The organism is Bradyrhizobium sp. 23, from assembly GCF_023073295.1.
GTDB lineage: Bacteria > Pseudomonadota > Alphaproteobacteria > Rhizobiales > Xanthobacteraceae > Bradyrhizobium > Bradyrhizobium canariense_D.
The window spans coordinates 16768-27097 of sequence record NZ_JADPJF010000048.1 but is presented as its reverse complement, the minus strand read 5'-3'; the positions used below and the strand labels follow the sequence as shown (position 1 = coordinate 27097).

Genomic DNA, 10330 nt, shown 5'->3' with positions numbered 1-10330 from the left:
CAGGGTCAGGTGTTCGCCCCCAAGATTCCACGGCCTCGGTGTTGTAGGCGACGAGCAATCCGTCCGCGTCACAAAGATAGACAGCGCCGGGAATGGCATCGAGCGCGGCGTGGCCGGCCGCGACCAGCGCCTCGAACTCCGTGGGCCTTTGGCGCGCGGAAAACGGGAATTCTTCGACGTTTGACATGAGGCGCTCGGCTCTCGGGGGCGAGAGGAGCGCCGGCCCGATGCGGGCCTCGCCTATTGAAATGAACATGGGCGGACGCCCCTGCGGCCCGCCGAACCTAACCTAACGTATGGCCCGCCATTTGGTTCCGCAGTACGGCGGCAAGTCAGCGCCACATCTGAGAAGCTGCCGCCCGCAAACTTGGCCGGCCTCAATCTACGGACGGCAATACGGCTACTCGACGGGCGCGGTCCCATACTTGTATCGCGACGCCGTCCACATATTGTTTGGCTTGGACAACGGCAGCGTCATCGTCTTCGCACTCGACGATCACGGGGGGGCCCTGAATGTGCCCTTCTTTAGCGATAGAGGCGATACTCCGCTATAGCCAGCATCATGAGCGCTTCTACGATGTACAATATTTTACTCAGTGTTCCATCCAGTGCAATCAGATTTTTCAGGGCTAAAGTTAGGTCCGCTGCTCAAATCCAAGCACGTTGAGCCGTCGATCGTATCGCGATGCTGCGATGCCGATTGTTCTCCGCTAAACCGCCACGCGAAGCGTCAAGTAGACAGGACCAAAAGGGAAGGGCCGTTGTTGTGCTGCGGCCTTCAGTTCGGGCATTTTTCAATGGAAATGACGCCCGCTAGGCTGAATGCCACGAGGCAGGCGGCAGCCAATGACCAGAGCGGTATTGCGATCTCTGCACGCCTTCAGCGCGCACACGAAGCATACGGTTCCGCCCGCTTCTTGTAGTCCTGCCTGATTCTCCGCGCCGGCCCAATTCGGTTCGGAAAGGAATATGCCAAGATTCAAGTATGTAAAGGCGGGAACATTCGGCAATGAAAAGGATGCCTAACCGGGGCTGGTTAAGACCTTTCATTTCGAATCTATTGCAAACCCGGCAGGGCCGCTGCTCTTGAGCAGCGGCCCTTCTGCTGAGACTTAGCAAGGCTTCAAGCGACTACTTAGCGCTCTGGTCCTTGTGTTCAGGACGCAACGTCCAAGAGGCCACAACGAAGGCCGCTCATTTGCTTAGCGGGCGCCTATCTAGTCCCTCTGCGCTCGCCTCCAACCAAGGCCCGTGCATTCGTGGCACTAGTCGGCCTTATTCTCGATTTTTCCGCTCTTTCAAAAGCCCGGCAATCTCCAGCGAGAGCTGCTCCTGTGTGTACGGCTTCGCAAGCCGCGGAAGCTCTATCGGCAATTCGCCTTCGATATCCGCATAACCGGTCGCCAGCAGTATCGGTAGCTGAGAATCACGCGCCCTCAACGAGACGGCGAGATCCCAGCCGGTCATCCCCGGCATCGCGTGGCGACACGCGAATGCGAGCAGGCGCTGCATCAGGGTGGCACCCCGGCGGGCGCCTTCGAGGGCCCCGTTCCAGCAACCGCTTGCTTCGGGGATCATCCCCTATGCGTCTCGTGAGCAGGTCGAGATTGCCCATGACCGCCATGAGGAGGTTGTTGAAGTCGTGCGCGACCCCGCCGACGAGATGGCCCATCGTTTCGATCTTTTGGGATTGCAGGAGCGCCACTTGCGCCCGCTCGCGCTCCGCGCTTTCTGCCCGGAGAAGTGCGTTAACTTCTTCCAAGGCCGCGGTGCGCTGCGCGACAAGACGCTCTAACTCTTCAGCGGAGCGCCGTTGCGCTTCCAGATAGGCGCGAGCTTCGTACTGGCGCGCGCGGCCGCGCTGCGCCGTCAAGACCGCCGTCTGCAGCGAGATGCGGCCGCTCGAGAAATGCAAGGTTGCGGAGCCGGCGGACCAGCTCGCTGCGGAATTGGCTGAACCGCGCACCTTCGTTGTGGTTGGTGAGCACGACGAACGGCATTATCCGACCCGGGCGGTTGAGCCGACACCCACGCCGCCAACGGATCGAGAGCCTTGCCATAGAGCCCCTCCTCGGCAATCAGCACCACGTCCGCCACGCGTTGAAGTTGCACAGTCAGATCGGCGACATCGCCACACACGCGAAAGGAGAGGCCTGCCTGCTCGACCAACTTGGCGCACGCGAGCGCATCTCGACCCACCGGGCGAGGATAAGCACATCGACGATCGTGGCGTTAACGGCCATCGCCGTCGCTGAGCAGGGGAGCTTCCTCGCCACGATAGACGGGCGTTCCTGTCAAGATCCCGCTGAATCCTTTGAGCGGAGGGCCGAGCTTGACGCCCTCTTCCGACAACCTGAACTCGCGGATCGCGTGCTCGTGATTGCCGCTGCGATTCTTCACAATGGAGAGTGCACGACGGACCGAACCATCGTACTCGAAATAGCGCAGCATCAGGACTGCATCGCTGAGGTAGCTGATGTCCAGCGGCGTATCCATCGGACCGACAAGGCCGTGCTGGGCCAGCACCAGGATCGTGAGCACCCCAAGCTGGCTCCAGATAGCTGGAGCAGTTCTTGCATCTGAAGAATAAGAAACCGCTCGTCGGGCATCGACTTGAGATAGCCGTTCAAGCTGTCGATTATTATGATTCGGGCTTTGTCGATCTCGACGGCCTTGCGCACGTGCCCCAGGCGCCAGCTCCGCTGGATCGATCTGTTCGATCCGAATTCTTCCGCTCTCGATGGCATCTGCCAAGGGCAGGCCGAGCGTCTTGGCGCGCGCTTTCGTGGTGCCCTGGCCTTCATCGAAGGCAAAGATGACGGCGTGCTCGCCGCGTTCGGCAGCCGCGATCGCGTAAGTCAGCGCGATCGACGATTTTCCGACGCCTGCCGCTCCGATCAAAAGAGCGTTCGTGCCTCGCTCAAGTCCACCACCCAGCAGCGTGTCCAATTCATGATTGCCGCTCGGGACCAAGTCGCCCAAGTCCCGAAAGGCCGCGCTGCGAGCGCTCATCGAACACGCCGGTCCGAGCATGCCCGAAGAACAGACCGCCGAGCACTTCACCCGTCCGGGATATGACGGAGACAGCGAGGTAGCTTCGGACCGGCAGGTGACCTTCAGGCATCCCTTTGCGGGGCGAGTTCTTCCCGTAGCGCGGATCCTTGGTGATGTCGTCAGAACGAACGATGCCCTGCCCTAGGAACGTGGGTGCGAACACCTCCGTATTTCTGGGCATGGGGAATTTCGAGAATGCCTCAATGGGCGCTCCGGAGAGCGTGTAGAGCATGTAGCTCTCGCCGGCGTTGTTGATCACATTGTAGAAGAAGGCCCCGAATTCCGCGCGCGTCAGTTCGACGCCGGCGTCGGTGACGATCTGGACCAGACGGTGAATGTCTGTCTCGGCGGCCAGAGCCGAGCCGGCCCGATTGAGGACTTCGAGTGCGTGGCGCTCTTCCCGGATGGCTTCTTCGGCATCGCGCTGGGCCGTGCGGTCCCTTAATATCTTGATGAATCCTACGACGCCGGATTTGTCCCGGATAGGACTGAGCTCACCGACAGCCCAGAAGCGGCAGCCGTTCTTGCGGAGGCGCCAGCCTTCCTCGCCACTGCCCTTGCCCTTTGTCATCGCGTCTGCGATTTCACGACCAAGCTGGGCCTCCTGATCCTCTTCCGCAAACACGCGGCTCAAGGACTGGCCGATCATCTCCGCTTCAGCCCACCCGAGGATATTCGAGGCGCCCGCGTTCCAGCTGGTGACCCGCCCCTGCAGATCGGTTGTGATGATGGCAGTATCAGTCGCGCCGTTGACGATTTGCCGCCACTGCCACGCGGCAATTTCCGACTTTTGAGGTTCGCTGTCTTCAGTCATGAGCCTCCCAGCAAGCCGCGAACTTCTTGCGGCGACACATCGGTGCTGCCGACCGTCTCTTCTTGCTCTCGTTGAAGGATTGCCCCCACTTCAGGAGCAACCTCGCGTGGTTTGGAGCGGGGTGTTCCCAGCAGACAGAACGCTCCCGATGGTTGTCGGGAAGCGACGACTTGAGGGCGTCTTAGAGCTCCAGAGTGAGATCAGTCGATCGTCCGACGCCTTGCGCCTGGGACGCTCCGCGGTCTTGAGGCGCACGGGCCGGTCTGCCCGTTGGCGCAACGGCTTGCGGCAGGGTTCTGAGATAAACCCCGGGAGGCTTTGGCCCTCTCGCCGTGATCGGGCGAGAGGGCGGAAAGGAAGTCTAAGGCTTTGAGGCTGGCCGGGTGCCGTGATCGATTAGTTCGGTTCTGCTGCTGATCGCGTCGTTTTGGGTGTTCGCTGGCTCGCTTCCCTGAACGATCTGCTGCTCACGGCTGTCGGCTTTGATCAAGCCACCACTGTTCCCATCTTTGAGGGGCACCGCCTCATCAGTGAAGTCGAACAAGAACGTCGGCATGTACGCAAATCCCGAGCGCCGTTGGCCGTTCCTAGTTCTTATTGGCGCCCGGAAAAATGCCGAGGACCTCGCCTTCTGCATTCCGAACGGTGACAGTTCGCCCAGTCGTCTCGGCCATCCGCTTCCCCACCGCGCACGCCTCCTCCGCATTTTCCAGATCGAAAGCGACGACCGACAGCTTTGTTGCGCCAGCCCCTATGATGGCGATATCGAAGGGTTTGCTATAAGCCAAATGGCGCAACTCCTGCTGTTGGCGGGTAGCGCGATCCTTGCTTGCTGCAGCCGTAATTTAAGGATGAGACACTTTGTACACAAGTGAACACGGAACCTAGTCGCTCCACGATTGGCAAAACGAAGGCGAATGGAGCGCCTCAGACGGCCGACGTCACCATCCATAGAAGTTTTTGGCGAAGGCCAGCGTCTCAAGTTCGTTCGTCTCCAGGGCTATCTTTTGGACTAGCATCACGTCTCCTTCGACCAGCTCACCAACTGGTACAAAGCACCATCCCATTCCTAGCCGACCGGATGCATCGACCTCGCGCACATTGGCCGATGTGCCATGACGGATGCGGTAGCGGGTACCCGTGTCGGACCCGAGCACTTCGAAATAGCCTTTCCGGTCAAACTGCAATCGCTGCTGTGGGGTGAGCCAGCCCCGGAGCAGGCGCACCCCTTTTTTCCGTCTCGCCTCTTGGCAGCTTCGGTAGAAAGCGCCGCACGCCCGACACCGAAAGATCTTGAGGTAATGAAAACCAGTCACGACAATCACTCGTTCATTTGAAAGGCAGCATACGAATTCCAGAGTAGGATGCCGAGAAGCCAGCATACGTTCCTAACGCTCGATGCACGCGGATTGTCGCCGAGGACTCGCCGTCATGCCTTGATCATATGTATGGGCAATATCCGCCGCGTGCTGCTTGCTCTATGGAGCGGAATGCGGCCGGAGCGACCCATCGCCTTCCAGGGGCATTCGCATCGTGAACCTGGTCTCTGTCTCGGACGACGCGACCTCAATCGAGCCGCCATGCGCCTTGGCAATTTCCGCCGCGATGTACAAGCCAAGTCCCAGTCCTTGCGAAGGACCGTGCGTCTTTCCTCGGTAGAACGGCTGAAACAGGCGCGTCCGCGCCTCCTCCGGAATAGCCGCACCTCCATTGGCCACCGAGAGCTCGAACATCTCTGCTTTGGCGGTAGCTTCGACCCGCACGGGCTGATCCGGCGCGCCGTGGCTGATTGCGTTCCCGAGCAGGTTCGAGAACAACTGGGCGATACGGGCCGGATCGCAGAAGACCGGTGTCTCGACCTCGAAGCTGGCTTCGATGCGGCGCTCCGGATGGGCCGCCGTCAATTCGGCGACGACCTGGTCAAGCACGGGTTCAATCGCCGTAATTGACTTGGATAGTGAGATGCCTCCGCCAAGGCGGCCTCGTGCCAAGTCCATGACGCTCTCGATCATCTTGGCCATTCGGCCGACGCTGCTCTGCATCATGGCCTCGAGCCGTAGCGCGTCTTCCGGCGTCTTGGCCTTGAGCATCAGCCGTGCACCGGCCGCAATGGATGCGAGAGGGTTGCGCAGGTCGTGGCCGAGCACGGCGATGAACTGCTCACGCAACTCCGCGTTTGCGCGCTCCTGCTGCAGACGCTCTTCCAGCGCCGACTTGAGCTCATCGCTTTCCTTCCGGGCGTCGATGAGTTCGCGCTCATAGCGGCGCCGGTCCGTGGCCCGCATGATCGTCAGGCGCGTGAACAGGAGCGCGTCCGCGTCGGTGCGCCGCTCACGGGCGTTGGCGATCGCCGGAAGCCGTGCCCCGCTCTTGGTGAGAAGATCGAGGGCGAACTCGTCGAAGAAGCCCTGCATCCGCAGCAGCGGCGCCACATGGGTCTCCAGGAATATCCGTCCCGCCATGTTGAGCAGCTCGCTCAGTCGCATCCCGGGAAGGTCGTCGGGCTGGTAGCCCATCCAGCCCGCCAGCGTTCGATTGGCACGGTCGATGCGACCATCCGGACGAACGGAGAGGTACCCGCATGGCGCGTTTTCGTAGAGGTCTTCGAAATCGCTATCGGTGGGATAATTGTTGTTCACTCAGACGAAATCTCGAATTGCGGCGACGACTTCGTCGGGCGCGCTCAGGTTGGGACAATGACCGGTTGCTTTCAGCACCACCATTTTGCTGTTCGGGATGTTGCGCTGCACGTACGCACCCACCTGCTGCCCGGCGATGATGTCTTCGCTGCACTGGAGGATCAGCGTGCGAGCGTTGACCTTGTCCAGGTCCGCGCGATTGTCGGAGAGGAACGTGACCCGGGCGAACTCCTTGGCGATCGCGGGATCAGTACGGCAGAAGCTGTTGGTCAGCTCCTCGCCGAGTTCGGGACGATCGGGATTGCCCATGATGGCGGGCGCCATCTGCGCCGACCACCCCATGTGGTTCTCTTCAAGAAAGGAAAGAAGCTCCTCGATCTGTTGAGCGCTGAAACCGCCGAGATAGTCGCCATCGTCGATGTAGCGCGCCGAGGGGCCGACAAGGATAAGGCTCTCGAACAATGTCGGATCCTTGATCGCAGCGAGAACTCCGATCATCGCGCTGACGGAATGCCCCACGAAGACCGCGCCCTTCAGCCCGAGCGCGTGGCCAATCTCGACGACATCGTCGGCATAGCCGGACAATTTGGAATACTTCTGGCGATCGTAGGCCGTGAGGTCCGACCGGCCCGCCCCGACGTGATCGAACAGCACCGTGCTGAAATCTGACTCGAAGGCCGGAGTGACGAAGCGCCACATGTTCTGATCGCACCCGAACCCATGAGCGAACATCATCGCACGCTCGCCGCGGCCGCGGACTTGCACGTTGTTGCGGAACTCAACCGACACTTGGCACCTCTGAGCGTGAGACAGTTCTTATCGTTTCGACAAACCTAGGGTGAACTGAACCCCGATGCATCCCTTTTCCGGCGCCCGGCAGCTATGCCGTTCGGATGAGAAGATCCGACAAAGTCTGGACCAATTGCGCCGGCGCGAACGGTTTGGGCAGGAGGATGCTGCGGGGCACGCCATTGGAGGCCCATCGGTGGGCGCTATCGGCGGAGACGTACAGGATCCCGCAGCTTGGGTCGTTCTCGCGTGCGAGGCGAGCCAGCCCCCATCCATCCATCCTGGCGCGGCCGAGATTGATGTCAGTGACCACAGCTCGCGGAGGGGGCGTTCTGATGAGCAAATGGGCGGCCTCTTCGCCCGATGCGGCACTAACAACCTTGTAACCGGCCTCGATCAAGGTCTCTTCCAGCATCTCGCGGCGAAGAGCTTCATCCTCAACCAGAAGAATGGTCGATCTTTCTGCGCCGTTGTGGGAGTTGCTCAGGTGCATCGTCTCGCATCTCCTGTCAAAATGGCATCCGCACCCCGATGACGCAGGTCACCCGCCTCAACGTAGAACAGGAGGAAGCGTTCACTTTTTCTCGCCGGGTCGCGCTCAGCAAGGAATCAGCGAAAATGTTGGCGCAGACTTCGCCGATGGTGCCAGCCGCAGTCAATTCGCGGTTCGTTCGGCCGGAGACGCAACTTCCGCAGGGCCGAACTTCAGTAAGGCTTCCCGCCATGCGCTATCCGGCCCCGGCATTATCGCCCCGTGCGGACGAGGTCGATAAACCGATTCCAGGCGATCTTGGGAACGAGCCGCCGCTGGTCTGCGGGCATGCTGTCGTCCATCATCTTGTTGGCCAGGCGCTGCACCTCTTTGGAGGCCTTGCTGATGTGACCGGCATCAAAGGGCGGATGCGGATCGTATTCGATGACCAGTTGGATGGCCTCGGCCCGCTCACGGCCCGCAATCTCGCCGGCCAGCCAGAGCGCCAGATCGATGCCGGCCGACACGCCCGCCACCGTGACGACTTTCCCAGAGCGGATGACGCGCTGATCGGGCCTGGGCTTCGCACCCATGATCCGCAGCACGCCCATCTTGTACCAGTGCGTCGTCGCCGGCTGCCCTTTTAGGATTCCCGCCGCGCCAAGGATCAAAGCTCCCGTGCAGACCGAAGCGGTCCACTTGGAGGTTTGGTGCACCTTGCGCAGCCAATCGAGGACCTCATCGTCGACCATCTGGCCCGGGGTTGTCGAGCCTCCGGGAACGACGAGCACGTCGGGACAGATCGTCTCCGAGATCGAGTGGGTGGCTCCGAGCAGAAGTCCGCCGCCTTCCGCCACCACCGGTCCGACTTCCTTGCCGACGAACTGCACCTTCGCCCCGGGAATGCGCGACAGCACTTCCCAAGGCCCGACCGCATCGAGCGCCGTCACACCCTGATAGAGAAGGATTGCGATCTCAACAGAAGCTGCCATTCGAAAGTCTCCTTGAAGGGTCCGGCGCTGACCGGCGAGAACCTCAAACGGTGCAAGTCAGGCCAGGCTGCTTTCCGTTGCGACCTGAAGGCGAGGGCGAGGATCTCTGTCGACGATCAGTCGATTGCCTCCACTCCTTCCTCCTTTAGCCGCTCGATGTGGTCCTTCATCTCCTTCAGCCGCTCGGCGGAATGTCCGGTCCACTGGCTGACCTCGCCGATAACGCGGAGTGGCTCGCGCGACCGGTAGGACTGCGTCGGATTTCCAGGAAATTTCCTGTCGGTCAAGTTGGGATCGTCCACGATCTCTCCGGTCGGCTTGACGATGTAGATCCTCTCCGCGCCGTCTCCATGGGCCAGCTCTGCGCCCCAAATGGCTGCTTCCAAAGTACCCGTGAGATACACCGAGGAAGCCTGAGCCCGCCTTCCGTAATTGGAGCGGAAACCGGCAGCGATCAGGTCCCCCGGCTTCAAGTCGGCCCGGGTGCCGTGGTAGAAGGCTCTCGTTCCGCTCATTGAAAAAACCTCGAAAATGATCCTGGGCTCGCGCGCTCAGCGGCAGCGCCTGGCGTAAGTTACGAAGCGAAAAGAGTTAAATTTTGGCCAGTTAGTGCTTACAGTTCGGTCGAGCTGAACCGCCGAATCAAAAGAGCTGAGAATGCAATATCGAGCCTGCATCGTTGATGCGAATGGTCGCGAGAACTCCCGCACGTTCGCCTGCGCCAACGACGAGGACGCCATCGTCTGGGCGAGGCAGATGCTGCACGGCAATTCAGTCGAGCTCTGGTGCGGTGAGCGACTGGTGAAGCGTTTGCCGGTTGCAGAGGACAGCCGCGCCGTAACGCATGAGGTGCATGAAGGTCGAATGGTGCCAAAAGCAAAAGAATGAGCTACCTGCGAAACCGCTATGGAGCCGCGATGCTAACCGTCTCCTCAATGATTCTCATTTCGTCGCCATCGCCGGCCAGGAGTGCGCTGTAGTAGCCGCGGAAGGGCTGATCGCCCACTTTGGCCTGCCACTCTCCGACGTTGATTATGAACGAACCTTCGGTGCGAGATACGACACGCCTGACGGAGTAGTCGTGCAGTCCTATCTTTAGGGCTTCTTGAAAACTTCGCCGTATGGCATCGCGACCCTGGAAGATTCCGCTAGGAGTAACTCTGATTGCATCCTCGGCGAATGCTGCCGCCATTGCGTCGACGTCGCCTCGGTTGTACGCGGATGCGAAATTCTTCTGAAAATTGGCGCTCGCACTTTCGGCGGATAGCTTCTCTTGGGCACCAAGTGACGGGGATACAGAGAGCATGAAGGCGACCGTGAACAAGGTTCTGAGCATCGATGGCTCCGTGTCGCTAGTTGCAGTTCAGGCCGACTTGAATACCCTGATGCGATCGCCGGTCTGATAGTTGATCTTCTCGTAAGGTCGGGGTCAATGCGACCGGAGGGGTGACGAGGCAGAGTCAAGAAGCCTTCGGTTCACACGGGGGCTGTTGGTCATGCTATGTTTCCCCGGTGACTCCGCATCAAGACGAACTGAGGTCCACGGTTCCCTCCGGCCGCTGTCCGCGCG

The 10330-nt window shown here is 60.5% G+C and carries 13 protein-coding genes and 2 pseudogenes; 2 read left to right on the top strand and 13 right to left on the bottom strand.

The window, feature by feature from the left end; translation table 11 throughout:
* Both IVB32_RS12880 and IVB32_RS12875 read right to left on the bottom strand, forming a co-directional pair.
* On the bottom strand, positions 1-187 hold a 187-nt coding region (locus IVB32_RS12880), incomplete at its 3' end, for a hypothetical protein (RefSeq protein WP_247410486.1).
* A 1088-nt stretch (positions 188-1275) separates the two neighbouring features.
* Positions 1276-1578 carry a hypothetical protein gene (locus tag IVB32_RS12875; protein ID WP_247410483.1) on the bottom strand — a complete coding sequence of 101 codons (303 nt, stop codon included), beginning with the start codon at positions 1576-1578 and terminating at the stop codon, positions 1276-1278.
* Positions 1579-1642: 64 nt separating this feature from the next.
* Here IVB32_RS12875 and IVB32_RS12870 point away from each other — a divergent pair, with 64 nt between their 5' ends.
* Complete coding sequence (locus IVB32_RS12870; RefSeq protein ID WP_247368849.1) at positions 1643-1795, top strand: hypothetical protein; 153 nt, start codon at positions 1643-1645, stop codon at positions 1793-1795.
* 437 nt (positions 1796-2232) lie between these two features.
* On the opposite strand, the pseudogene IVB32_RS12865 reads toward IVB32_RS12870, so the two are convergent.
* From IVB32_RS12865 to arr, 10 genes and pseudogenes are all read right to left on the bottom strand, one after another.
* A pseudogene (locus IVB32_RS12865) lies at positions 2233-2994 on the bottom strand (ATPase domain-containing protein); the annotation flags it as partial.
* Positions 2984-3868: pseudogene (locus tag IVB32_RS12860) on the bottom strand (PAS domain S-box protein); the annotation flags it as partial. The pseudogenes IVB32_RS12860 and IVB32_RS12865, both read right to left, overlap by 11 nt.
* 361 nt (positions 3869-4229) lie before the next feature.
* Positions 4230-4424 (bottom strand): hypothetical protein, encoded by a 195-nt coding sequence (locus IVB32_RS12855; RefSeq protein ID WP_247368847.1) that lies wholly within the window; start codon positions 4422-4424, stop codon positions 4230-4232.
* Positions 4425-4455: 31 nt separating this feature from the next.
* Positions 4456-4656, bottom strand: a complete 201-nt coding sequence (locus IVB32_RS12850; protein WP_247368845.1) for a hypothetical protein — start codon at positions 4654-4656, stop codon at positions 4456-4458.
* A 153-nt stretch (positions 4657-4809) separates the two neighbouring features.
* Complete coding sequence (locus IVB32_RS12845; protein ID WP_247410494.1) at positions 4810-5160, bottom strand: hypothetical protein; 351 nt, start codon at positions 5158-5160, stop codon at positions 4810-4812.
* Between the two features lie 186 nt (positions 5161-5346).
* Complete coding sequence (locus tag IVB32_RS12840) at positions 5347-6507, bottom strand: PAS domain-containing sensor histidine kinase (protein WP_247368843.1); 1161 nt, start codon at positions 6505-6507, stop codon at positions 5347-5349.
* Complete coding sequence (locus tag IVB32_RS12835; protein WP_247368842.1) at positions 6508-7296, bottom strand: alpha/beta hydrolase; 789 nt, start codon at positions 7294-7296, stop codon at positions 6508-6510.
* A gap of 91 nt (positions 7297-7387) precedes the next feature.
* On the bottom strand, positions 7388-7789 hold the full coding sequence (locus IVB32_RS12830) for a response regulator (RefSeq protein ID WP_247368839.1): 402 nt from the start codon (positions 7787-7789) through the stop codon (positions 7388-7390).
* Between the two features lie 251 nt (positions 7790-8040).
* Positions 8041-8760 (bottom strand): DJ-1/PfpI family protein, encoded by a 720-nt coding sequence (locus IVB32_RS12825; protein ID WP_247368837.1) that lies wholly within the window; start codon positions 8758-8760, stop codon positions 8041-8043.
* Positions 8761-8876: 116 nt separating this feature from the next.
* Positions 8877-9275, bottom strand: coding sequence for an NAD(+)--rifampin ADP-ribosyltransferase (arr, locus tag IVB32_RS12820; protein WP_247368834.1), 399 nt, complete (start codon positions 9273-9275; stop codon positions 8877-8879).
* 142 nt (positions 9276-9417) lie between these two features.
* Here arr and IVB32_RS12815 point away from each other — a divergent pair, with 142 nt between their 5' ends.
* Positions 9418-9648 carry a hypothetical protein gene (locus IVB32_RS12815; RefSeq protein ID WP_247368832.1) on the top strand — a complete coding sequence of 77 codons (231 nt, stop codon included), beginning with the start codon at positions 9418-9420 and terminating at the stop codon, positions 9646-9648.
* Positions 9649-9664: 16 nt separating this feature from the next.
* Here the strand turns inward: IVB32_RS12815 and IVB32_RS12810 are convergent, their stop codons facing one another.
* Positions 9665-10096: a nuclear transport factor 2 family protein gene (locus IVB32_RS12810; RefSeq protein ID WP_247368829.1), complete on the bottom strand. Its 432-nt coding sequence runs from the start codon at positions 10094-10096 to the stop codon at positions 9665-9667.
* Between the last annotated feature and the right edge of the window lie 234 nt (positions 10097-10330).

What these genes read in the sequence shown, in the direction of transcription:
- IVB32_RS12875 (WP_247410483.1), bottom strand. Translation starts at nt 1,578, where the DNA reads ATGATCCCCGAAGCAAGCGGTTGCTGGAACGGGGCCCTCGAAGGCGCC.
- IVB32_RS12855 (WP_247368847.1), bottom strand. Translation starts at nt 4,424, where the DNA reads ATGCCGACGTTCTTGTTCGACTTCACTGATGAGGCGGTGCCCCTCAAA.
- IVB32_RS12830 (WP_247368839.1), bottom strand. Translation starts at nt 7,789, where the DNA reads ATGCACCTGAGCAACTCCCACAACGGCGCAGAAAGATCGACCATTCTT.
- IVB32_RS12825 (WP_247368837.1), bottom strand. Translation starts at nt 8,760, where the DNA reads ATGGCAGCTTCTGTTGAGATCGCAATCCTTCTCTATCAGGGTGTGACG.
- arr (WP_247368834.1), bottom strand. Translation starts at nt 9,275, where the DNA reads ATGAGCGGAACGAGAGCCTTCTACCACGGCACCCGGGCCGACTTGAAG.
- IVB32_RS12815 (WP_247368832.1), top strand. Translation starts at nt 9,418, where the DNA reads ATGCAATATCGAGCCTGCATCGTTGATGCGAATGGTCGCGAGAACTCC.
- IVB32_RS12810 (WP_247368829.1), bottom strand. Translation starts at nt 10,096, where the DNA reads ATGCTCAGAACCTTGTTCACGGTCGCCTTCATGCTCTCTGTATCCCCG.